This is a genomic window from Agrobacterium sp. El2ro-1b, assembly GCF_048298475.1.
GTDB classification, from domain to species: Bacteria; Pseudomonadota; Alphaproteobacteria; order Rhizobiales; family Rhizobiaceae; genus Agrobacterium; species Agrobacterium fabrum.
Genome location: NZ_CP103458.1, coordinates 101,003 through 123,810, shown reverse-complemented (window position 1 = coordinate 123,810; position 22,808 = coordinate 101,003). Strand labels below are relative to the sequence as shown.

Sequence of the window (22,808 nt, the reverse complement as noted above, 5' to 3'; positions counted from 1 at the left end):
ATGGCTTCAGCCTTCCAGCGAATCTGCCGATGTGATGCGACTGCGCGACATCGATGAAGAGCATCACTTCCGGCTTATGTGTTGCCATTGGCTATTAAGCCAGGCCTCAATTCTCCATAGCGGCGTCACACCAGTTTTCAGCGGGGCATTCGCGCCAGCCCCTTCGCCAGAATTGGCCCGGTCGGTCTGCCCGTCGGCGATCCACCTGCCTGCTCGAGTGTGATCTCATAAAGCTGGTCATTTCGCGGCCTTGGCAGCGCCGGTCCTTCGAGACTGGCCGAACGAACGCCTTCAATCAGACCGAGCGAAACAGGCCCGACCTCTCTGGAGGGCAACGTCCACACCTGTATGGTCTTATCCTGCGGTACGGCAAAATCAGCCAGCATCCGCACTGTTGCCTTTTCGTTTCCGAAATCCTCGACAACCGCCTGCACCTCTCCAGCCTCATTGACGAGAACTGCGATCACCAGCGGCTCCGTTGTGCGTGTCAGGCTGAAGGTCAGCCCCGCGGCAAGAACGAGGGTTGCGGCAATTGCGGAAACGGCAATCGACCGCCATCCGTTTTTTCTATTGTCGTTTGCGGTGCGGATCGATTTATTGGCCGTGGATTTTGCCTGCGGCGGCAACCGGCTTTCGATATTGCTCCATAATTCACTGTTGACGGCTGCCGGCGCAACGCTGGTATCGAGCGGCAGAAAACGCTCGCGGCTTGCCGCGATTGCCGCCCGTAATTCGCCGTCCCGCTCCGTCGCCGTTTCGACAGCAGCAGCCTCGGACACCTCGAGCAGCCCCAATACATAGTCATCGGCGATGGCGGGAATGTCTTTTCGATCATATGTCATGCCATGCACTCCCGAAGAGCGGAAAGCCCGCGCCTTATCCAGGATTTCGTCGTGCCAAGCGGAACGCGCAACCGGCCCGCGATTTCGCCATGGGAATATCCGGCGACATAAGCCATCAGAATACCCTGCCGTTTGGTCTCGTCGAGCGCGCCCAGACATTCATAAAGACGCGAATTCCTGTCGAGCTTTTGCCAGGCGGCGACCACTTCATCGGCCTGTTCGCTGTCACGAAGCGTTTCGACATCCTGCGCGGTAAGTTCGCGGCTCCCGTCCCGCAGAAGATTAAGCGCCCGGTTCCTGACAATGGCGTAAATCCAGCCACGCGCCGAACCGTGGTCGGCCCTATATTGGGGCGCATGCGTCCAGATGCGCACGAAACTCTCCTGCACAACCTCTTCTGCCAGCTCCCTGCGTTTGACGATCCGCTCTGCCACCGCGATCAGTCGCCCTGCCTCGCGCTCGAAAATCACCCGCAATGCGTTTCGGTCGCCTCTGGCGCAGGCGGCGAGCGCCCTGTCGAGATCATCAGGCGCGGAGCCCATACGCATGCGAAACCTTTCACGTTTGGACCGCAGGCACGGTCGGCTTTGATATAATACCCATAGCGGAACGAAATGGATGCATCAGCAGATATTTTTTTGCTGCCTGCATCCAAACCCACCTCCCCGCGTGTCTTCATTGATGGAAGCGTCAAAAAACAAGGGTTGGACGACTTCCAAACGGATCAACACACGGGAGAAAGACATGACGACTATCCGACTCACTCTGATCGCCTCCGCCGCCTTCGTGGCGACCGCAAGCGCCGCCGTTTCAGCCCCGGTCCTCGGACTGACCGGAGACAAGACGCTGGTGATGTTCGACACCGAGAAGCCGGCCGTTACCAAGAGCATGGATGTGACCGGTGTCGACAAGCTTGTCGGCATCGATTTTCGCCCGGGTAACAAGACAGTCATCGGTGTAACGCCCGATCATCGCATCGTCACCATCAACATGGAGACGGGCGCGGCCACCGATGTGGCCAAAATGGACAAGATGCTGACCTTGACGGAAGCTCCTGTCGTGGTCGATTTCAACCCGATGGCGGACCGTCTGCGCTTCATGACCGGCACGACCAATCACCGCGTCCACCCCGATACCGGCGCCGTGACGGTTGATGGTGCACTCGCTTACGAAGACGGCGACATGCATAAGGGAGAAACGCCTGACATTGTTGCTGCCGCCTATACCAACTCAATCGGCAAGCCCGAAAAAACCGCCATGTACAATATTGATGCCACCATCGGCGCACTGGTCCAGCAGACCAAGCCGAATGACGGCACGTTGAAAGCCATCGGCAAGCTCGGCCTGAAGGACAAGCCGGCAAGCTATGCATTCGATATCCACGGCGAGGATGGCGGCAAGAACACCGCCTATCTGGCAGCGGGCGCTACGCTCTACACCGTCAATCTCGAAACCGGCGCGGCAACCGAGGTCGGTCCGATCACCGGCGCCGATAACGGCCTTCGCGATATCACAGTGCTTCCCAAAATGTGACGCGATCTCGGGTTAAATCCCGGTGTCAGAAAATAAGGCTGGTCCCGTTCACGGGCCAGCCTTTTTAGTGAACCAATCCTATGGCCGATTACATTTTCGGCAGCAAAACCTTGTCGATGACGTGAATAACACCGTTCGACTGCTTGACGTCGGCGATGGTGACATGCGCCACGCCGCCCATTTCGTCCGTCAGCGTGATCTTGCCCATGCTTTCTTTGGCCTTGAGAATGCAGCCGCCGACAGTTTTAACATCATGGGTGCCCTTGTCGTCCTTGATCATCTTTTCGATAGTCTTGGACATGGCATCGGCTGCGACGACATGGCAGGTGAGAACCTTGGTGAGCTGGGCCTTGTTTTCCGGCTTCAGCAGGGTTTCGACAGTGCCCTTGGGCAGCGCCGCGAAGGCTTCATTGGTGGGAGCAAAGACAGTGAAAGGGCCCTTCCCCTGCAGCGTTTCAACCAGACCAGCGGCCTTGACGGCGGCCACCAGTGTCGTGTGGTCTTTTGAGTTCATCGCATTTTCGACGATGTTCTTGTTTTCATACATGGCAGCACCGCCCACTTTTGGATTGGCGGCAAATGCGCTGGCAGAAATGGCGGACACGATTGTTGCGAGCGCAAGCGTGCGTATAGCGGACTTGATCATCGTAAATTCCTTTTCCTCGATTGCCCCGACGCTCGATACGCGCCTCCTCGGGCTGGCGCTCCACGATCGGAGCAGAAGAAGATACGAGACGGTCACGAAAAGAGTTTCAGCAAATGTGAACCGCTAAAGCGGTGCAGGGCAAATAAGATTCGAGACTACCAACGACGCAGCAAAATCAGCGCTTGTTGGACGTCATTGATCTTGTTGGAAAGGTCGCTGGAGCGGGTGAAGGGAATCGAACCCTCGTATTCAGCTTGGGAAGCTGCTGCTCTACCATTGAGCTACACCCGCGCAGGCTAAGACATCGGACAGTTCACGGCGGGTGTCAAGCGCCCGCCGTGGTTCATTATTCAGCGCGGAAATGTTTGGAGAGCTTCAGCCCCTGCGCCTGATAATTGGAGCCGAGGCCGGTGCCGTAGAGGCCTTCCGGTTTTTCCAGCATGTGCTCGTAAACAAGCCGTCCAACGATCTGGCCGTGTTCCAGGATGAAGGGCACCTCGTGGCTGCGGACTTCAAGCACGGCGCGGCTGCCGGTGCCGCCCGCCTGCGCATGGCCGAAGCCGGGATCGAAGAAACCGGCGTAATGCACGCGGAATTCGCCCACCAACGGGTCGAAGGGCGTCATTTCGGCCGCATAAAGCGGCGGCACATGCACGGCTTCGCGTGAAACGAGAATATAGAATTCATCCGGATCGAGGATCAGTTCCGCACGCCCGCGGGCGAAGAGCGGTTCCCAGAAATCGAGGACGTCGTGCTGGGCCTTCTTGTCGACATCCACCACCGCCGTGTGATGTTTGCCGCGATAACCGATCAGCCCGTTTTCGCCGAAACCCTTGAGGTCGATCGACAGCGCGATGCCGCCGCCCGTCACGTTCGGGTTTTCGCTCGCTACCAGCGTTTCCGTCTCGTGCAGCTTCAGCACTTCACTTTCATTGAGAAGCGCGTGGCCGATGCGGAAGCGGATCTGCGACAGGCGCGAGCCGCGGCGCACCACGATGGGGAAAGTGCGCGGGCTGATTTCCAGATAAAGCGGGCCAGCATAGCCAGCCGGAATCTTGTCAAATTCCTGCGCATTGTCGGTCATCACGCGGGTGAAGATATCAAGCCGGCCAGTCGAGCTTTTTGGGTTCGCCGAGGCAGACATCTCTGTCGGCAGATCAAGGCTTTCCATCAAAGGAACGATATAGACACAACCGGTTTCCAGCACCGCACCCTGGCTGAGATCCACCTCGTGCAGGCTGAAGCGGTTGAGCTTGTCGATGACGCGGGTTCCGGGGCCGGGCATGAAGCTGGCGCGGACACGGTAAGCTTTCGAGCCGAGCCGCAGATCGAGGCTGGCGGGCTGCACCTGGTCGACATCGAGATCGGCCTCGCTTTTCAGCTTGCCGCCTGCAAACAGCGCCCGGATTGCGCCATCCGCCAAAATGCCCGTGGTTCTCGTCCCCGTGGTTCTCGTCATGGTCATCATTCCTTTTTACGGCGACAAAACCAAAAGGAAAGCATTGACGCAAGCCGGTAACGGCAGTATGGCAAGCTTATCCCGTGGTGATTTGGCCGGTCGGCTTGCAGCCACGTTAAACAAGTGGCTAAAAAGACCGGGTGCTAGGAACCGGTCTGCTTTTGCGACCGGTTTTTTTGTTTTGAGGTGATCACATGAGCAATAAATGGCGCCCGGCAACCCAGCTCGTTCACGGCGGTACGCTACGCTCACCCTATGGTGAAACGTCGGAAGCGATCTATCTGACCCAGGGTTTCGTCTACGAGAACTCCGAAGCCGCCGAAGCGCGCTTCAAGGGCGAAACGGGTGGCTTCATCTACGCCCGCTACGCCAGCCCGACCAATGACATGTTCGAAAAGCGCATGTGCCTGCTGGAAGGCGCGGAAGACGCACGCGCGCTTGCCTCCGGCATGGCTGCCGTCACCGCCGCCATCATGTGCCAGCTGCGCGCCGGCGATCACATCGTTGCCGCCCGTGCCCTTTTCGGCTCCTGCCGCTGGGTGGTGGAAACGCTCGCACCGAAATACGGCATCGAATGCACGCTGATCGACGGACGTGATCTCGACAATTGGGAAAAGGCGATCCAGCCGAATACCAAGCTGTTCTTCCTCGAAAGCCCGACCAACCCGACGCTCGAAGTGGTGGATATTGCCGGTGTGGCAAAGCTCGCCAACCAGATCGGTGCCAAGGTGGTGGTCGATAACGTCTTTGCGACGCCGCTCTTCCAGAAGCCGCTCGAACTCGGCGCCCATATCGTGGTTTATTCGGCCACCAAACATATTGACGGCCAGGGCCGCTGCCTGGGTGGCGTGATCCTCTCCGACAAGAAGTGGATCGAAGAAGAGCTGCAGGACTATTTCCGCCATACGGGCCCGGCGATGTCGCCGTTCAACGCCTGGACGCTTCTGAAGGGCATCGAGACCCTGCCGCTGCGTGTGAAACAACAGACGGAGAATGCCGCGAAGATCGCCGATTTCCTTGCCGATAGCGGCAAGGTCGCCAAGGTCATCTATCCCGGACGCGCCGATCACCCGCAGGCTGACATCATCGCACGGCAGATGTCAGGCGGCTCCACTTTGGTGGCCTTCGAACTGAAGGGCGGCAAGGAAGCAGCCTTCAAGCTGCAGAACGCGCTTGAGATCGTGAAGATTTCCAACAATCTCGGCGATGCCAAGAGCCTCATCACCCATCCCGGCACGACGACGCACAAGAACCTCTCCGATGAGGCGCGTGCCGAACTCGGCATTTCCGGCGGCACCCTGCGCCTTTCCTGCGGCATCGAGGATACCGACGATCTGCTGGAAGATCTGGCAAAGGGTCTTGCGGCCGTTTCGGCTTGAAAATTCAATCTGCAAATCGCCATGGCCTGCCCCATGTGTCGGGCCATGGTTTGCCTGAGCGGCCGCAAAAGTCCGCAACGGGCAACCCATATTTACCTTTATTGTTATCCCTAACGCTGGAAAACAGCGCAACAGGAGATACCTCCTGCCCGTCAAGTCATTCATTTTCTTGACGATAGCCAGAGCCTATAGTGTAGGATGTGGCGGCAGGCATAATATCGAGGTGTGGCGCGTATGTATCGTGCTCTGACAAGGGATATCGAGGTAACGGTCGATCCGTATTATCTCGAGGAACAATCCGACCCGGATGACGATCGTTACGTCTGGGGCTACAAGGTCGTGATCGCGAACAATTCAGATATCCCCGTGAAACTCGTCAACCGTTATTGGCATATCACCGATCAGAACGGACAGGTGGACGAGGTCTACGGGCCGGGCGTCGTTGGCGAACAGCCGCAGCTCAAACCAGGCGACAGCTATGAATATTCCTCGGGCTGCCCGCTGGATACGCCGTCAGGCCTGATGTTTGGCCATTATGAAATGGAAACGGAAAATGGCGAGGTGTTCAATGTCACCATACCCGCCTTTTCGCTGGATTCACCCGGCCTGATGCGCGTCCTGAACTGACGACATCCACCCGGCAAAGGAAAAGCCGCGCCTGTTAGAGCGCGGCTTTCGATTCAGGCATTCTCAAAAGATTCAGGCATTCTCAAATTCGCTGACGTCGTAGCGATAGGTGGTGGAGCAGAACTCGCAGGTTACGGCAATGGCGCCGTCTTCCTCGCTTGCCTTGATCTCCTCGGCGGTGAAGCCTGACAGTACACCCTTGATCTTGTCTCGCGAGCAGCTGCAACGGTCGAAAATGGCCTGCGGATCATAGATGCGCACGCCGCTTTCATGGAAAAGCCTGTAGAGCAGGCGTTCCACCGGCACCTGCGGATCGGTCAGCTCATCGGTATCGATCGTGTTCAGCAGCGTCACGGCTTCGGTCCAGGCATCGTCCTCCTGCACCTCGTGGCCACCCTCGTCACCGTCGCCACCATGCAGATCGCGCATGCGCAGCCGCTCGGGGGCCTGCGGCAGGAACTGCGCGATCAAGCCACCTGCACGCCAGCCGTGGCGCGGCTTGCCTTCACCGTCGCGGTCGAAGAACTCGGCGACGCCAAGGCGCACGCGGGTGGGAAGCTGTTCCGACTGGCGGAAATAGACCCCGGCAATGTCTTCCAGCGAGGAGCCATCGAGCGGCACGATGCCCTGATAGGGCTGCATACCCATGCCCTGATCGATGGTGAAGGCGAGAATACCATTGCCCAGCAATTGCTCCGGCGAGGTTTCACCGGCCGCAACCGCTTCCGCCAGCCGCTCCTCATCAAAACGGGCGTAAGCACGCATGCTGTCCGGCGCGGAGAAATCCGCGACCAGCAGGTCAACCGGGCCGTCGCCCCTGGTCTGGACGGTCAGCTTGCCGGAAAACTTGAGCGAGGTGCCGATCAGCGCCGTGAGAACCGTCGCTTCCGCCAGCAAGCGAGCAACCACGGCGGGATAATCGTGCCGTTCGAGGATGGCGTTCAGCAGCGGCCCGACCTGCACGCCGCGGCCGCGCACGTCCAGACCTTCGACCTGAAAAGGCACAACCTTGTCGTCGCCAGCAAAATTGAGATCGTCCAGTTCAACCGTTACATCTGCCATGTTGATGCTCCTTGGCGCAGCCGTGGCGCCGCTACCGTCCAAAAGTCCGGCTTTCAAATGTGGTTTTTTGCTTGTCGCACAGAGACCCGGGAAGCGAAACCGCCTCCGGAGAAAAACGTGCAATTGTGATGATGGCCGCCAGCAAACCGACGAGCCTCTTCGAAGTCCCACAGATGGTAATCGATGCGTGTCAGTTCAAGCACCCGGCCCGATGGCTATCAGGACGGGTGAATTCCTCAGATCACGCCCATGCACCATGCAATGACGGACTTCTGCGCGTGGAGACGGTTTTCCGCCTCATCGAAGACCACCGATTGCGGGCCGTCGATCACGGCGTCCGTCACTTCTTCACCGCGATGCGCCGGCAGGCAGTGCATGAACAGCGCGTCCTTTTCCGCCTTGGCCATCAGAGCCTCATTGACCTGATAGGGCTGGAAGATGTTATGCCCGCGCGCCTTGTGCTCCTGGTTCATGGAGACCCAGGTATCGGTGACAACACAGTCCGCGCCCGCGACCGCCTTTTCCGCATCATGGTACAGCGCGATCTCGCCGCCATTGTTGCGGGCCCAGTTCATGAACTTGTCATGCGGTTCGGATCCCATCGGCACCGCCATCGTCATGCGGTAACCGAAGCGGGCCGAGCCCTCGACGAAGGAGTGCAGCACGTTGTTGCCGTCACCCGTCCAGGCAATGGTCTTGCCTTTGACCGGTCCACGATGTTCCTCGAACGTCATGATGTCAGCCATGATCTGGCAGGGATGGGTATCATCCGTCAGGCCGTTGATAACAGGCACCGTCGCGTGTTCGGCAAGCTCGAGCAGGCGCGAATGATCCGTGGTGCGGATCATGATGGCATCCACATAACGCGACAGCACCTTGGCGGTATCGCCGATCGTTTCCGCACGACCGAGCTGCATTTCAGTGCCCGACAGGAAAAGGGTCTCGCCGCCGAGCTGGCGCATGCCGACATCAAAGGAAACGCGGGTGCGGGTGGACGGTTTTTCGAAGATCATTGCCAGCATCTTGCCGGCGAGCGGCTTGTCCGCCGTTCCGGCCTTCGTGGCGACCTTGCGCGCGCGCGCATCGTCAAGAATTGTCCGCAGGTCCTGTGGGCCAACGGCCGACAGGTCGAGAAAATGTTTAGGTGAAGCCATTTCAAACTGTCCCATGCTCGCGAGCCCCGGGGTAGAGGCCCGCTTTTTATTGTTTCCTCAGGCGATTTTCGCCTGCTTGGCGGTCAGGGATGCAGCTGCCGCTTCCACGCGTGCCAGCCCTTCGCGAGCCTCTTCCGCCGTGGTGACGAGCGGCGGCAGAAGGCGGATGACGTTGTCTCCCGCCGGTACGCCGAGCAGATGTTCCGCACGCATGGCCTGCAGCAACTCACCCGAGGGAACCCTGGCCTTGATGCCAAGCAGCAGGCCTTCGCCGCGAATTTCCTCGATGACATCGGGATAACGATCCTTCAGCGAGGCAAGCCCCTGGCGAAAGACCAGTGCGACATCCCGAACCTTTTCGAGAAAGCCCTCAGCGAGAACGACGTCGAGCACGGCATTGCCAACCGCCATGGCCAGCGGATTGCCGCCATAGGTGGTGCCGTGTACGCCGGCCGTCATGCCTGAAGCGGCATCCGCCGTTGCAAGGCACGCGCCGAGCGGGAAACCGCCACCGATACCCTTGGCAACCGCCATGATGTCAGGCGCGACACCCGTCTGCTCATAGGCAAAAAATTTGCCCGTGCGGCCAACGCCGGTCTGGACCTCATCGAAAATCAGCAGCAGGTCGTGCTCATCGCAGAGCGACCGGAGCAGCTGCAGGAATTCCTTGGCCGGCGCGCGGATGCCGCCCTCGCCCTGAATGGGCTCGATCAGAAGTGCGGCCGTCTCCGGCGTGATGGCAGCCTTCAGCGCATCGACATCACCGAACGGCACCTGGTCAAAACCTTCGACCTTGGGACCGAAACCTTCGAGATATTTCTGCTGGCCACCGGCGGCGATCGTCGCCAGCGTGCGGCCATGGAAGGCGCCTTCAAAAGTGACGATGCGGAACTTTTCCGGATGTCCCTTGGAATAATGGTAACGGCGTGCGGTCTTGATCGCGCATTCCAGCGCTTCCGCGCCGGAATTGGTGAAGAAGACCTTGTCCGCGAATGTCGCTTCCGTCAGTCGCTTTGCAAGCTTTTCCTGTCCGGGCACTTCATAAAGGTTGGAGACGTGCCAGACCTTCTCGGCCTGGGTCTTGATCGCCTCCACGAGGTGCGGGTGGGCATGACCCAGCGAGTTGACCGCGACGCCGGCTGCAAAATCCAGATATCGCTCGCCGCTTTCCGTGAAAAGCCAGACGCCCTCGCCTCGCTCAAAGCGCAGGGGGGCTCTTGCAAACGTATCGAACAATGGCGCGGCGGCTTCGGCCATGGCTGTATCACTCCTTGCGCGGATGCGCTGTCAGACGGTTGTCAATAGGCTGGCGAGGTTACCCCTTGCCTGAAAATCAAAAATGCCGCCTTGCGGCGGCACCGGCACTATTGTCAGTTCGCCTGCCGATGTCAACAAAAGTCCGCATTTGCCGGGCGTTTCAAGCACTAGTAGATGGAAGCTTTCGAGCCCCAAGGTGTTGCCTTTCAGACTCAACTCGCCAGCAAGTTGGGGAAAACCGGAAAATCGATTCCAGATGATTCCCCCGACTCTTGCCACGGAGTCGGGCTGGCACTAGGTTAATCGCTAATTACTAGACTGCATTGCGGCGGAACTAGTCACCGAAAATCTGGCGGAAACCACGCTTGCGGCACGCCCGCGGGGCGGAGAGGGATTCTGCCGACAATACACGCGAAAAGCGGAGAAGCGGCATGAACTGGACAGACGAGCGAGTCGAGAAACTCAAGAAATTGTGGGCCGAGGGACTTAGCGCCAGCCAGATAGCAGCGCAGCTGGGCGGTGTCAGCCGTAATGCCGTCATCGGCAAGGTCCACCGCCTCAATCTGCCGGGACGCGTCAAGGCCGGCGGCCCGGTCACGTCGGCGCGTTCCGCGCCAAAGCGCGCTGCCGCCCCTGCCCCGCGCGCGGCGAATTTCGCCGGTCGTGTCGGCGCGGCACCGGCCCGGATCCTGACGCGTTCCAACGCGGCAACGGCTCTTCAGGAAGAGATCGGTATCGAGACTGCTGAAGTTCTCGATTACGCTCCTTCCAGAAACGTCGTCACCCCGATTTCCCGTCGCCTGACGCTGACGGAACTGACGGAGCGCACGTGCAAGTGGCCCGTCGGCGACCCCCTGAAAGACGATTTCCATTTCTGCGGTTGTGAAGCGCTGGAATCTTCGCCCTATTGCAAGTTCCATGCGAAGCTCGCCTACCAGCCGGTCAGCGAGCGCCGTAAGGCTTGAGTGTTGCGGCACGCATTTGACACTCAACGGGCCTTCGGGCCCGTAGTTTTATGGAAAAACGTACCGCGCTTCCCGGTCAGCGACAGCGAAGCGTCAAGGCTTTCCTCATCGCCGTCGGGTTTCTCCCGGCAATCCAGATTTCTGCGAGGCATCGGCAACTTGTCAAAGGGATGACGCTGTCGTCTTTGCGGAAGATTCAAATGAAAAGGCCCGACGCCATTCCGGTTTCGGGCCTTTCGATTTTGGAGAATGTCGCGCTGAGGGGGGTACCCTTAGCTCGGTTCCGATCAGGCTTCCATTGAATATCCGGCACCACGCACGGTGCGGATGACATCCTGCATATGGGAGAAATTCAGTGCCTTGCGCAGGCGTCCGACATGCACGTCGACAGTGCGCTCGTCGACATAGATATCATGGCCCCAGACGCCATCCAGCAATTGCGAACGGGAGAACACCCGGCCCGGAGAGGTCATCAGGAACTCCAGCAGGCGGAATTCCGTCGGGCCGAGGCGCACTTCCCGGCTTTTGCGGTGAACGCGATGGGTCTCGCGATCCAGTTCGATATCACCACATTTCAGCACCGAAGACAGAACCTCGGGACGGGCCCGGCGCAGCATGGCCTTAACGCGGGCCATGAGTTCCGGCGTCGAGAAAGGCTTGACGACATAATCGTCGGCGCCAGTGGCCAGACCACGAACGCGCTCGCTCTCTTCGCCACGCGCCGTCAGCATGATGATGGGCAGGCGTTCGGTTTCCGGCCGCATTCTGAGCCTCCGGCACAGTTCGATGCCGGAAACGCCAGGCAGCATCCAGTCCAGAATGAGAAGATCCGGAATACGCTCCTGCAGCCTGATTTCCGCCTCGTCGCCACGGGGTATCGTGTCGACGTCGTATCCCTCAGCCTCGAGATTGTAACGAAGCAGGACGCTCAGCGCTTCCTCGTCTTCCACAACTGCAATCTTGGGCACCATATGCTAACTCCGCACAAGCCTTTGCCTGTCTGTTATTCGGTTACCGAACCGAGCGTGTTGGAACTGTCGTCCTTCGGACGCTCGCCCTCCGGCTGGCTGCCGGTGGCCATGTAATAGATCGTCTCGGCGATATTGGTAGCGTGGTCGCCGATACGCTCGATGTTCTTGGCGCAGAACAGAAGATGCGTGCAGGTTGTGATATTGCGCGGATCTTCCATCATGTAGGTCAGAAGCTCACGGAAGAGCGACGTATACATGGCGTCGATTTCCTCGTCGCGCTCGCGGATGGCATTGGCCTTCTCGGCGGAACGGGTGGAATAGACGTCAAGCACTTCCTTGAGCTGCACCAGCGCCAGTTCCGACAGATGCTCGATGCCACGGGCGAGCTTGCGCGGCACGCCGGTTCCGGCAACCGCAATGACGCGCTTGGCAGTGTTCTTGCCGAGATCACCAACGCGCTCAAGGTCAGCGGCAATACGCAGGGTGCCGATGATCTCGCGAAGGTCAGCCGCCATCGGCTGGCGTCTGGCGATGGTGACAATCGCCTTGTCGCCGATTTCGCGCTCAGCGTGGTCAAGAATGGTATCGTCCGAAATGACTTTCTGCGCGAGCGCAGCATCGGAATTCACGAGCGCACGCACGGCGTCGGCGCACATCTGCTCCGCGAGACCGCCCATTTCGGCGATACGGCGTGTCAGGAATTTCAGTTCGTCGTCATAGGCCGACAGAATATGCGAATGGGTCGTTGTCTGTGTCATGGTCTAGTCCTCCGGCTTGGCCTGCATGCGCGTGCCCGGAAGCGGGCACGGCAGAGGCACCAGTCTTGTTCGGTTTCGAGAAAGCGCCGGCCAGGATCAGCCGAAGCGGCCCATGATGTAGTCCTGCGTGCGCTGGTCGTCCGGATTGGTGAACATCTTGTCGGTTTCGTTTTCTTCGACAAGGTGACCAAGGTGGAACATGGCCGTGCGCTGGGAAACACGCGCCGCCTGCTGCATGGAGTGCGTGACGATGACGATCGTGTAATTGGTGCGCAGCTCGTGGATCAGTTCCTCGACCTTGGCGGTCGCGATCGGGTCCAGCGCCGAGCACGGCTCGTCCATCAGGATCACTTCCGGGCTGACGGCAACCGCGCGGGCGATGCAAAGACGCTGCTGCTGACCGCCGGAAAGGCCGGTGCCGGATTCCAGCAGACGGTCCTTCACTTCGTTCCAGAGACCGGCCTTCTGCAGGCTGTGTTCGACGATCTGGTCCATATCCGCCTTGTTGCGGGCAAGACCGTGGATACGCGGGCCGTAGGCGATGTTTTCATAAATCGTCTTCGGGAAGGGGTTCGGCTTCTGAAACACCATGCCGACGCGGGCGCGCAGTTCCACGACGTCAATCTGCTGATCGTAGATATCGTCGGTGTCGAGCGTGATCTTGCCGGTGACCCGGCAGCCGTCGATCGTGTCATTCATACGGTTCAGGGTACGCAGGAATGTGGACTTGCCGCAACCCGAAGGGCCGATCAGCGCGGTCACCGTATTTTCGCGAACGTTGAGGTTCACGTCGTAAAGCGCACGCTTTTCGCCGTAATAAACCGAAACGTCCTTGCCGATCATCTTGTATGAGACTTCATTCATTTTCTTGTCCAGCGCCTTTTCAACTGCTGCTTCCGACAACATGTTCATTGCTCAATCTCCCTCTACCAGCGCCGTTCGAAGCGGCGACGCAACAGGATTGCGCCAACATTCATGACGATGAGGAACAGAAGCAGGATGATGATAGCGCCAGATGTCCTTTCGACAAAGGCGCGCTCGGCTTCGTTCGCCCACATGTAAATCTGCACCGGCAGGGCCGTGGACGGATCCATCGGCGTTGTCGGATAATTCGCAACGAATGCCACCATGCCGATCAGCAGCAGCGGCGCGGTTTCACCCAGCGCGTGGGCGAGACCGATGATGGTGCCGGTCAGAATGCCGGGCATGGCGAGCGGCAGCACATGGTGGAAGATCGTCTGCATCTTGGAAGCGCCAAGCCCGAGGGCTGCGGCGCGGATCGACGGCGGTACGGCCTTGAGGGCAGCACGCGTCGCGATGATGATCGTCGGCAAGGTCATCAGCGTCAGGACGAGACCGCCGACCAGCGAGGCCGAGCGCGGAAAGCCCATGAAGTTGATGAAGACGGAAAGCCCGAGCAGACCGTAAACGATCGAGGGAACAGCCGCGAGATTGTTGATGTTCACCTCGATGAGATCCGTCAGGCGGTTCTTCGGAGCGAATTCCTCGAGATAGATGGAAGCCGCAACACCGATAGGCAACGCCAGCACCAGCACGATCAGCATCATGTAGAAAGAACCGATCAGCGCCACGCCGACACCCGCCGCTTCCGGACGGCTCGAGGCGCCGTTGATGAAGATGCCGGTGTTAAAATGTTTGCCGAGCTGGCCGCTTTCGGCGAGCTGGTTCATCCAGCCGAGCTGCTGGTTCGAGATGCGGCGATTGGCTTCATCAGCCGTCAGATCGACCTGGCCCTTGAAGGCGCTGTCGACATCGCCTGACGCCAGAAGTGTCACTGTGCGGGTGGTGCCGATGACGGCAGGATCGGCGACGACGATGTCACGCAACTGCGTGCGCACGCTGTCGGAGATCAGCAGGTTGACGGCACGAAGGCCGGCACGGTCCGTCGGCGCAACGCCAAGAACCTTGGCGACTGCATCGCGGGCAACGACCGGGTAATTGGCCGTCATCAGCTTCGCCGGATTGGTGGCGCGCTCATTCTTCGGATCGATGATCTGTTCGGAGAACTCGACCGGAACGGTGATCATCGTCTGCTGGAAAGCGGTGTAACCCTTGGAAACAACCGAAAAAAGCAGCAGGAAGAGGAAGAGAAGGCCAAAGGAAATCGCTGCCATTCCGTAGGCACGGAAGCGACGTTCGGCGGCATAGCGGCGCTTGATGCCGATATCACGGCGCGTGGCCTTGTTCACGGCGCTACCGCCGGCTGCGGGAGAGACGATGTCGGTCATTCATATTGCTCCCGGTATTTGCGCACGATGTATAGCGCGTAGATATTCAGGCAAAGCGTGATGGCGAAAAGCGTGATGCCGAGCGCGAAGGCGACCAGCGTCTGGGGCGAGGTGAATTCAAGGTCACCGGTAAGCTGGCTGACGATCTTCACCGTCACCGTGGTCATTGGCTCGAAAGGATTGAGCTGCAGGCGGGCAGCAACGCCGGCCGCCAGAACCACGATCATGGTTTCGCCGATGGCGCGCGAGGCCGTCATCAGCACGGCGCCGACGATGCCGGGAAGAGCGGCGGGAACGATGACCTTCTTGATGGTTTCGGACCGTGTAGCGCCAAGACCCAGCGAACCGTCACGCAGCGAACGCGGAACGGCGGTGATGATGTCATCCGACAGCGACGAGACATAGGGGATCAACATGATGCCCATGACGAAGCCGGCGGTGATGACGCTCTGCGCCTGGATGAAATTGGCGTAGTTGCCCGTCGCCAGACCGTTGATCTGCGTGGAAATGTCTCTGAGGAAAGGACCGACCGTCGTCAACGCGAAGAAGCCGTAGACGATGGTGGGGATGCCCGCGAGCACCTCGAGCAGCGGCTTTACCACCGAGCGAAGGCGCGGCGTTGCATATTCCGACATGTAGATCGCCGAAAACAGCCCGACCGGCACGGCGACCAGCATGGCGACGAAACCGATATAGAGCGTGCCGGCCAGCAGCGGGATCAGGCCGAACTGGCCGGACGAGTCCGTCGCGCCGGCTGCGGCGAAACGCGGATCCCACACCGTTCCGAAGAAGAACTGGTGCGCCGGAACCATGGTGAAGAACTGGATCGCTTCCGTGAGCATCGAGAGGACGATGCCGATGGTCGTGAGGATGGCGATGGACGACGCGACGACCAGAGCCGCGAGAATGACCCTCTCCACCCTGTTGCGCGCCCGAAAACGCGGCGCGATTGAACGCAGTGCATAAGCAGCACCGGCGAATGCGGCCAGCAGCACAGTGGCGATCATCCCCAGGCGGCTGGTGGAGGTCATCGCGTTCAGCGTCTGGGCAGCATCGACCATGAAACGCTGCGGTTCACCGGCGATCGCGACACCTTTCGATGCCAGAAGCGGCCGGACCGCTGCCGTGTCCGCCTCAACCTGCGCGGTTTCTTCCGGTGCCAGCCGCTGGAGGCCGCGGGCAATGGAGGTCACCATGCCATAGGTGAGGCTCTGCTGTGCCTCGGATTGCGCCCGGACATCCTCCGGGAAATCACCGCGCACCGCGGAAGTGACGAGCAACGGGCTGATGACCAGCCAGGCACAGAGAATGAACGCCGCGGGCAAAATAGCCCAGACGACCGCGTAAGAGCCGTGATAACCGGCACGGGAGTGCATGCTGGAGGGACGGCCACCAGACAGGACAACAGCGCGGCGGCTGCCGAGCAGATAACTGCCGATGCCGATGAGCGCCAGTATCAGCAAAAGGATCGATGTGTTCATTAGAGTTCCCTCGGCGTGCCTCAAGAGCACGGTGCGATATCGGGCAAATCAAAAAGTCATCAAAACGAGACCGCTGGACCATCCGGAGATGCTTGCCGCCTGACTGTAATAAAGTCTGGCAAGCGTCAAGGTTGATACATCCTATCCATCTGTAATCCATCAATAATCATGTGGATGGCGATGAATGGGAAATGTCAACCGGAGACAATCGGCACGGCAGAATGGCAACGAAGCGGAACGAGGGGCGCGGCAGGCCGCACCCCTCTTTCTTTATTACATCGAAGCGCCGGCAGCGAACTTGGAGCGGATTTCTTCGCGCTCTTTGTCCGGAGCGGCAACGAGGCCGTAGTTTGCGAGCGGGGAGTCGGGGCCGATCATTTCGTCAGAAACGAAGAACTCGACGTATTCCTTGAGGCCCGGGATAACGCCCAGGTGAGCCTTCTTAACGTAGAAGAACAGCGGGCGGGAAACCGGGTACTTGCCGCTGGCAACGGTTTCGGTGGACGGAACGACGCCGGAAACAGTCGCAACCTTCAGGCGGTCAGCGTTGTTTTCATAGAAAGCGAGGCCGAAAACGCCGAGGCCGGTCTTGTTGGCATCGATACGAGCAAGCGTTTCGGTATAGTCGCCGTCGATGTCGACTGCAGCGCCGTCCTTACGGACTGCAACGCACTTGGCAGCAGCCTGCTTGGCGTCAGGGACCAGCGCCTTGATGGCGTCGGTTGCCTTGGCTTCCTTGCAGCCGTCAGCCATGATCTTCTCTTCGAAGACTTCGCGCGTGCCGTGCTTGGAACCCGGAATGTAAGCGGCGATCGCGACGTCAGGCAGTTCCTTGTTGATTTCAGACCACTTCTTGTAAGGGTTGGCAACGAGCTTGCCGTCCTTGACGATTTCAGCGGCGAGCGCAAGGTACAGATCCTTCGGCTCGAGCTTGATGTCCTTGTTGGAAGAGTCCATTGCGAAGACGATACCGTCGTAACCGATCTTCACTTCCTGAACGTCGGCAACGCCAGCAGCCTTACAGGCGGCCAGTTCGTCGCTCTTGATCGGACGCGAAGCATTGGCGATGTCGATGGTGCCTTCGCCGACGCCGGAGCAGAATGCCTTCAGACCGCCGCCCGTACCGCCGGACTCAACAACCGGAGCCTTGAAGTTCGGGAAAGTCTCGGCAAAAGTCTCAGCAACGATCTTGGCGTAAGGCAGAACCGTGGAGGAACCAGCAACCTGGATCTGGTCGCGAGCAGCGGCGGCGCCAGCGAAGGCGACAGAAGCCACCAAGGCTGCTGCGGAAAATTTAACGAAGTTCATTTGTCTCTCCCGTCGTGGGCTTGTTTGTGGACGCAGCCGATAGCGGCACTCGCTCTAAGCATGCGCTCGGCGACCTTTTCTTAACCACCGTAGCCACATCCTTTTATGTCACTTTGACGAAAGATTTGTGACAGACTAAATTATTGATTTAATTTATATATTTCTGCAATATTTAAACACGGCCAATCTTTCATGTCAAAATCTGACGGTGAAGTCCGTGCCGCTGCCCATTTCCGATTTAATAATGAGCCTGGCGCGGTGGCGGGTGAGGATGTGCTTGACAATGGCAAGCCCAAGACCCGTGCCCTTTTTCGAACGGCTGTCGGCCACGCTGACGCGATAAAAACGCTCGGTCAGCCGTGGCACGTGCTCAGCGGGAATGCCCGGCCCCTTGTCGATGATGCTGACCTCCACCGGCTTACCGGGTTCGGCGCGCAGCCAGACATCCACGACCTTGCCTTCCTGCCCATATTTGCAAGCGTTTTCAACGAGATTCTGGAATACCTGCACCAGCTCGTCACGGTCTCCCTGCACTTCCGCCGGCCGGTCGGGCAGATGCAGCGTGATGGTTACATCAAGCTCATCGGCAAGCGGCAACAAGGCATCACGCACATGGCCGATGACGGGCACGAGATCGACCTTCTGATCCGGCGCGATATTTGCCCGCAGCTCCAGCCGTGAAAGGGACATGAGATCATCCACCAGCCTGCTCATGCGGGTTGCCTGATCCAGCATGATGGCAAGGAAGCGCTCCTGCGCCTTGGGGTCGTTGCGCGCCGGCCCCTGCATGGTTTCGATGAAACCGCGCAGGGAGGCGAGCGGCGTGCGCAATTCATGGCTGGCATTGGCGACGAAATCGCTGCGCATACGGTCGATGCGGCGAAGCTCCGAAACGTCGCGGAAGGACAGGATGTAGAATGGCGGGCCGGCCCCCTCGCCCACATCCGCACGGGCGATGCGGACGATGAAGACCCGTTCGGAAGGGAAACGCTCGGAATGTTCGACCTGGTTGGGCTGGCCGGTGGTGATGGTTTCGCGAATGACATCAAGCAAGCCGGGCGAGCGCAGCCTTGCGGAAATATGCGCACCGGCAGGAAGCTGGCCAAAGGCGCGCTCGGCTGCACCGTTCTGAAACAGCACGCTGGCATTCTTGTCGAGAATGAAAACGGGCGTATCCAGTACAGCAAGGCCCGCCCTTACGCCGGAAATGACGTTTTCACCCGGCACATCCGGCTCATCCACATCCGCGACTGTCTCTTTATCCTTCTCGGGCGCCGCCGGTTTTTCCCGAACGGCAAGAATGGCGATGATCGCGCAGAGCCAAAGAGCCGCGGGCATATAGGGCGTGTGCAGCTCTGTAACGGCCACCACGGCAAGCATGCTGACGATGAGAACGGGCAACCAGTTCCGGCCGAGCTTCTTCCCCAAAAGCCTCAATCCACTCTCGCCTTCCCTCACTGCCATTTCAGCCTGCTCTCCACTTTCATCTGACAGCACATCGAAATCTCATAGGCCAGCTTCATGACAGAGATTCATCATCGCGCATTTTCCACAACGTATATGCGCGAAATCTGCGCCGCAATCGTCAGCGCCGTTGCAGCCCGGCTCGCCGGTCCTGTTTCACTTGAATTCCGACAATGGATGTGAACTCATTGGCGGCGAGTTGCCTTTACACAACAGCATCAGGAGGAAACCATGGTCGAAGAAAAAAAGAAGCGGACGGTCGAGATCACCATTGGCGGCAAGTTGCGCAGCTTCGACATTGATGACCCGGTTCTTCCCGACTGGGTGGAGGAAAAGAAACTTTCCGCCGGCGATTTCCCCTATGACAAGAAGATGAAGCGGGAGGATTACGACGCCACGCTGGAAGCACTGCAGGTGGAGCTGGTCAAGGTGCAGTTCTGGCTGCAGGCCACCGGTAAAAGGGTCATGGCGGTTTTTGAAGGCCGTGACGCGGCGGGCAAGGGCGGTGCGATCTTTGCGACGCATGCTTATCTGAACCCCCGCTATGCCCGCGTGGTGGCGCTGACCAAACCAACGGAAACCGAACGCGGCCAATGGTATTTCCAGCGCTATATCTCCCATTTTCCGACTGCCGGCGAATTCGTTCTCTTCGACCGTTCCTGGTATAACCGCGCCGGCGTGGAACCGGTCATGGGTTTCTGCACCCCGGACGAACACAAACGCTTCCTCAAGGAAACGCCGCGTCTGGAAAAGATGCTCGTTCACGACGACATCCACCTTTTCAAATTCTGGCTCGACATCGGCCGCGAAACGCAGATCGAACGCTTCCATGACCGTCGCCACAGCCCGCTGAAATGCTGGAAGCTTTCGGACATGGACATCGCTGCACTGACGAAATGGGACGATTACACGCAAAAGCGTGACGAGATGCTGGAAAAAACCCACACCGATGCCGCCCCCTGGACGGTGGTGCGCGCCAATGACAAACGCCGCGCACGGGTGAACCTCATTCGCCATATTCTCCTTGCGCTTGATTATGAGGGCAAGGACAGACAGGCCATCGGCGAGATCGACGACAAGATATTGGGATCAGGACCCGATTTTCTCAAATAAGACCCGGAAACCGTGACAAGCGCCCCAACCGAGGCGCTTGTGCTTTCCCTTATTGGCCCGGCAGAATGCGTACCGAATAAAGATTGATCGGGCGGCCGCTGCCATCAATATCGCTGTTGATGAAGATCTTGCCCGGCGCATTGGGAGCGAGAGACCGCTCGAATGTCGTGTTCAGCAGCATATCCGCACGCTCGGCCGTCGCTGTGAAGCGGTGGCGGGAACAATCGCCCAGCGTAGCGAAATCGCAGGAGACGGACACCTGTGTCTGGCGATCGCTGGAGGATTGCAGCGTGATCGATATGGTCGAGGACTTGCCCGCCATGTCCCGCATCACCTCCACCGGAACCTCGACGCTGACGGCACCATCCTGCGCCACACTTTTCGAGGTCACCCGTATTACCTTGCCGGCGGGCGTGGCGACGTTTTCAACACTGGCGCGCGGGCCGGCCGAAACACCGGAGCTGCCGCGCTCCGCATTAAAGACCTCGACCCAGTCATCGGAAAAACCGCGGCCGGCCGAAAGGCTGGGCGCAGGCTCCGTGCCGTTGAAATCCTCCGCCTGCACCTGTGCGGGCGGATTGGGTACGCTGGTATCGCGCTGTTCCGGTGACAGCAGCAGGCCGGAAGAATAGACCCACCAGGCGCCGAAGCCGATAAAGGCCAGAAGCGTCAGATAGATGAAAAGCCGGGCAAACAGCCCGCGGCGCTTGCGTCGGCCAACCGCGCCTTCCGGGCGGAAAGCAAGTGATGCATCGGCCGCGCTGGAGCCCCGCTTTGGCGGCTTTCCATTGCGTCGTCCCCCACGCGGGGGCTCTGGAGCAACGGCAGCGGCACCCGGCCGCACATCGCGCGTTTCCCCGCGCAGCTCCGGCTCGACGGCCACATGGTCGTGATGGGCTGGCTGCGAAACAGGATCAACCGCGTGGTCGTGTTCCACCGGACTTTCAGGCGCCGGCGGGCGCAATTGCTGCTCCACCCTGTCCAGGAGACGGTTGCGCTCTTCATTTTCAATGAGATGAATCAGGCTCTCGAGCCGCTGACGCTGCTGGGCAACGACCTGCGGATCGTCTATGCCCTGCTTGCGCAGGCCCGCTTCCAAGGCCTGACGGGAAGATTGGTAAATCCGTGCACGAACTTCGGCGTTCGATCTGTCCGATTTTTCCAGAGCATTTCTGATTGCCGTTTCCAGTCCGCTCACGACCGATCCTTGTTCTATTGCGCTGTGCAAAAATATGCGGCGCTGCGCCATGTCTTCACGATTCGGTAACGGCTATGCCGCCCCTCCGCAAGCGTCGTTTATGATAAAGACCGGATTGCCTTGAGGAAAATCGATCCATTGTGGCGTTACGAACGCAGGTTCGGCGGTGCAATGCCGCACTGTTTTCGCTTTCAATCCGTGGCCGAACGCGTTATTGACTTACGTGCGCGTAAACGTAATTCGTGGGAGGAGACATGCTACCGTCCGTGCTGAAAGACAATCTGCGTCTTCCGGTCATAGCATCACCGCTATTCATCATTTCGCATCCGCAACTGACGCTGGCGCAATGCAAGGCCGGCGTCATCGGCGCTTTCCCGGCATTGAACGCGCGACCTGAAAGCCAGCTCGACGAATGGCTGGCGATGATCACCGAAGATCTTGCAGCGTATAACCGGGCCAATCCCGAGCGTCCGGCGGCACCCTTCGCGGTCAACCAGATCGTGCATATGTCCAATCGCCGGCTGGAACATGATCTCGGGCTTTGCGTGAAATACAAGGTGCCGGTGGTGATTTCGTCGCTCGGCGCCGTGCCCGAGGTGAATGCCGCCGTGCATTCCTATGGCGGTATCGTGCTGCACGACGTCATCAACGATCGCCACGCCCGCTCCGCCATCCGCAAGGGCGCCGACGGGTTGATTGCAGTGGCGGCGGGTGCGGGCGGACATGCGGGCACGCTTTCGCCCTTCGCCCTCGTTCAGGAAATCCGTGAATGGTTCGACGGTCCGCTGCTTCTGGCCGGCGCCATCGCCAATGGCGGCTCAATCCTCGCGGCGCAGGCCATGGGCGCTGACATGGCCTATATCGGCTCGCCCTTCATCGCCACCGAAGAGGCGCGTGCTTCCGACGGTTATAAACAGGCGCTTGTCGACGCGCAGGCGAAGGACATCGTCTATTCGAATTATTTCACCGGCGTGCACGGCAACTATCTGAAAAGCTCCATCGTCGCCTCCGGCATGGACCCCGACAACCTGCCCGAAGCCGACCCTTCAAAAATGGATTTTGAGACCGCCACCGGCGGTGCCAAGGCCTGGAAGGACATATGGGGCGCGGGCCAGGGCATCGGTGCTATCAAAGCGGTGGAACCGGTGGCCGCACTCGTCGATCGGCTGGCAGGAGAATATGAAGCAGCGAAAGGCCGGATTTGCGCCAAGGCCTGACGCCTTGTAAACAATGGACAGGCAAAGCTTTTTACGGAAATTTCAAAACCAGCACATTCAAGGCTTGAAATCCGTCAGCATTGGCTGTATCAGCCCGCCAAGAAGCTGATCCGCAACAAGCGGGT

The 22,808-nt window shown here is 59.3% G+C and carries 21 protein-coding genes, 1 tRNA gene and 1 riboswitch; of the genes, 6 read left to right on the top strand and 16 right to left on the bottom strand.

Translation table 11 applies throughout. The features are described 5' to 3' along the window. Nucleotides 1-137: 137 nt before the first annotated feature. On the bottom strand, nucleotides 138-842 hold the full coding sequence (locus NYR50_RS00585) for an anti-sigma factor (RefSeq protein WP_418136450.1): 705 nt from the start codon (nucleotides 840-842) through the stop codon (nucleotides 138-140). Beyond that, nucleotides 839-1,384 (bottom strand): sigma-70 family RNA polymerase sigma factor, encoded by a 546-nt coding sequence (locus tag NYR50_RS00580; protein ID WP_418137315.1) that lies wholly within the window; start codon nucleotides 1,382-1,384, stop codon nucleotides 839-841. Before NYR50_RS00580 ends, NYR50_RS00585 begins: the two co-directional genes overlap by 4 nt. A 202-nt stretch (nucleotides 1,385-1,586) precedes the next feature. Between NYR50_RS00580 and NYR50_RS00575 the strand changes: the two genes are divergently transcribed. Continuing rightward, on the top strand, nucleotides 1,587-2,375 hold the full coding sequence (locus NYR50_RS00575; RefSeq protein WP_418136449.1) for a DUF4394 domain-containing protein: 789 nt from the start codon (nucleotides 1,587-1,589) through the stop codon (nucleotides 2,373-2,375). A gap of 88 nt (nucleotides 2,376-2,463) precedes the next feature. Here the strand turns inward: NYR50_RS00575 and NYR50_RS00570 are convergent, their stop codons facing one another. The 3 genes from NYR50_RS00570 to NYR50_RS00560 all read right to left on the bottom strand — a co-directional run bounded on the left by NYR50_RS00570 (nucleotide 2,464) and on the right by NYR50_RS00560 (nucleotide 4,480). Next, nucleotides 2,464-3,021, bottom strand: a complete 558-nt coding sequence (locus NYR50_RS00570; RefSeq protein WP_174007062.1) for a fasciclin domain-containing protein — start codon at nucleotides 3,019-3,021, stop codon at nucleotides 2,464-2,466. A gap of 217 nt (nucleotides 3,022-3,238) precedes the next feature. Next, a tRNA-Gly gene (locus NYR50_RS00565) sits at nucleotides 3,239-3,312 on the bottom strand. Between the two features lie 55 nt (nucleotides 3,313-3,367). Further along, nucleotides 3,368-4,480 carry a 2'-deoxycytidine 5'-triphosphate deaminase gene (locus tag NYR50_RS00560; RefSeq protein WP_418136448.1) on the bottom strand — a complete coding sequence of 371 codons (1,113 nt, stop codon included), beginning with the start codon at nucleotides 4,478-4,480 and terminating at the stop codon, nucleotides 3,368-3,370. A gap of 73 nt (nucleotides 4,481-4,553) precedes the next feature. Next, nucleotides 4,554-4,632: riboswitch (SAM riboswitch) on the top strand. Nucleotides 4,633-4,674: 42 nt separating this feature from the next. On the opposite strand from NYR50_RS00560, the gene NYR50_RS00555 reads away from it, so the two are divergent. Further along, nucleotides 4,675-5,859, top strand: coding sequence for an O-succinylhomoserine sulfhydrylase (locus NYR50_RS00555; protein WP_418136447.1), 1,185 nt, complete (start codon nucleotides 4,675-4,677; stop codon nucleotides 5,857-5,859). A gap of 234 nt (nucleotides 5,860-6,093) precedes the next feature. Beyond that, complete coding sequence (gene apaG, locus NYR50_RS00550) at nucleotides 6,094-6,486, top strand: Co2+/Mg2+ efflux protein ApaG (protein ID WP_174006999.1); 393 nt, start codon at nucleotides 6,094-6,096, stop codon at nucleotides 6,484-6,486. A 72-nt stretch (nucleotides 6,487-6,558) separates the two neighbouring features. Here apaG and NYR50_RS00545 read toward each other — a convergent pair whose 3' ends face one another. The 3 genes from NYR50_RS00545 to NYR50_RS00535 all read right to left on the bottom strand — a co-directional run bounded on the left by NYR50_RS00545 (nucleotide 6,559) and on the right by NYR50_RS00535 (nucleotide 9,959). After that, the gene (locus NYR50_RS00545; protein ID WP_418136446.1) at nucleotides 6,559-7,548 is read right to left on the bottom strand and encodes an Hsp33 family molecular chaperone; all 990 of its coding nucleotides are present in this window, start codon (nucleotides 7,546-7,548) and stop codon (nucleotides 6,559-6,561) included. A gap of 236 nt (nucleotides 7,549-7,784) precedes the next feature. After that, a complete protein-coding gene (argF, locus tag NYR50_RS00540; RefSeq protein WP_418136445.1) occupies nucleotides 7,785-8,702 on the bottom strand; it encodes an ornithine carbamoyltransferase in 918 nt (305 codons plus the stop codon). A 57-nt stretch (nucleotides 8,703-8,759) separates the two neighbouring features. Then, on the bottom strand, nucleotides 8,760-9,959 hold the full coding sequence (locus NYR50_RS00535; RefSeq protein WP_174006990.1) for an aspartate aminotransferase family protein: 1,200 nt from the start codon (nucleotides 9,957-9,959) through the stop codon (nucleotides 8,760-8,762). A 431-nt stretch (nucleotides 9,960-10,390) separates the two neighbouring features. Between NYR50_RS00535 and NYR50_RS00530 the strand changes: the two genes are divergently transcribed. Next, a complete protein-coding gene (locus NYR50_RS00530; RefSeq protein WP_418136444.1) occupies nucleotides 10,391-10,924 on the top strand; it encodes a GcrA family cell cycle regulator in 534 nt (177 codons plus the stop codon). 287 nt (nucleotides 10,925-11,211) lie between these two features. Here the strand turns inward: NYR50_RS00530 and phoB are convergent, their stop codons facing one another. From phoB to phoR, 7 genes are all read right to left on the bottom strand, one after another. Next, nucleotides 11,212-11,895 carry a phosphate regulon transcriptional regulator PhoB gene (gene phoB, locus NYR50_RS00525; protein ID WP_003493692.1) on the bottom strand — a complete coding sequence of 228 codons (684 nt, stop codon included), beginning with the start codon at nucleotides 11,893-11,895 and terminating at the stop codon, nucleotides 11,212-11,214. Between the two features lie 32 nt (nucleotides 11,896-11,927). Beyond that, on the bottom strand, nucleotides 11,928-12,653 hold the full coding sequence (phoU, locus tag NYR50_RS00520; protein ID WP_174006984.1) for a phosphate signaling complex protein PhoU: 726 nt from the start codon (nucleotides 12,651-12,653) through the stop codon (nucleotides 11,928-11,930). Between the two features lie 96 nt (nucleotides 12,654-12,749). After that, nucleotides 12,750-13,565: a phosphate ABC transporter ATP-binding protein PstB gene (pstB, locus tag NYR50_RS00515; RefSeq protein WP_003514913.1), complete on the bottom strand. Its 816-nt coding sequence runs from the start codon at nucleotides 13,563-13,565 to the stop codon at nucleotides 12,750-12,752. Nucleotides 13,566-13,579: 14 nt separating this feature from the next. Continuing rightward, nucleotides 13,580-14,902: a phosphate ABC transporter permease PstA gene (gene pstA, locus NYR50_RS00510; protein WP_174006981.1), complete on the bottom strand. Its 1,323-nt coding sequence runs from the start codon at nucleotides 14,900-14,902 to the stop codon at nucleotides 13,580-13,582. Further along, complete coding sequence (pstC, locus tag NYR50_RS00505; RefSeq protein WP_174006978.1) at nucleotides 14,899-16,383, bottom strand: phosphate ABC transporter permease subunit PstC; 1,485 nt, start codon at nucleotides 16,381-16,383, stop codon at nucleotides 14,899-14,901. Before pstC ends, pstA begins: the two co-directional genes overlap by 4 nt. 273 nt (nucleotides 16,384-16,656) lie before the next feature. Continuing rightward, nucleotides 16,657-17,691 carry a substrate-binding domain-containing protein gene (locus tag NYR50_RS00500; protein ID WP_006310673.1) on the bottom strand — a complete coding sequence of 345 codons (1,035 nt, stop codon included), beginning with the start codon at nucleotides 17,689-17,691 and terminating at the stop codon, nucleotides 16,657-16,659. Nucleotides 17,692-17,886: 195 nt separating this feature from the next. Then, nucleotides 17,887-19,155 (bottom strand): phosphate regulon sensor histidine kinase PhoR, encoded by a 1,269-nt coding sequence (phoR, locus tag NYR50_RS00495; protein WP_418136443.1) that lies wholly within the window; start codon nucleotides 19,153-19,155, stop codon nucleotides 17,887-17,889. A 231-nt stretch (nucleotides 19,156-19,386) separates the two neighbouring features. Here phoR and ppk2 point away from each other — a divergent pair, with 231 nt between their 5' ends. After that, nucleotides 19,387-20,268 (top strand): polyphosphate kinase 2, encoded by an 882-nt coding sequence (ppk2, locus tag NYR50_RS00490; protein WP_418136442.1) that lies wholly within the window; start codon nucleotides 19,387-19,389, stop codon nucleotides 20,266-20,268. A 49-nt stretch (nucleotides 20,269-20,317) separates the two neighbouring features. Here the strand turns inward: ppk2 and NYR50_RS00485 are convergent, their stop codons facing one another. After that, nucleotides 20,318-21,466, bottom strand: coding sequence for a hypothetical protein (locus NYR50_RS00485; protein WP_418136441.1), 1,149 nt, complete (start codon nucleotides 21,464-21,466; stop codon nucleotides 20,318-20,320). Nucleotides 21,467-21,720: 254 nt separating this feature from the next. On the opposite strand from NYR50_RS00485, the gene NYR50_RS00480 reads away from it, so the two are divergent. Then, nucleotides 21,721-22,683, top strand: coding sequence for an NAD(P)H-dependent flavin oxidoreductase (locus NYR50_RS00480; RefSeq protein WP_418136440.1), 963 nt, complete (start codon nucleotides 21,721-21,723; stop codon nucleotides 22,681-22,683). Nucleotides 22,684-22,808 lie beyond the last annotated feature (125 nt).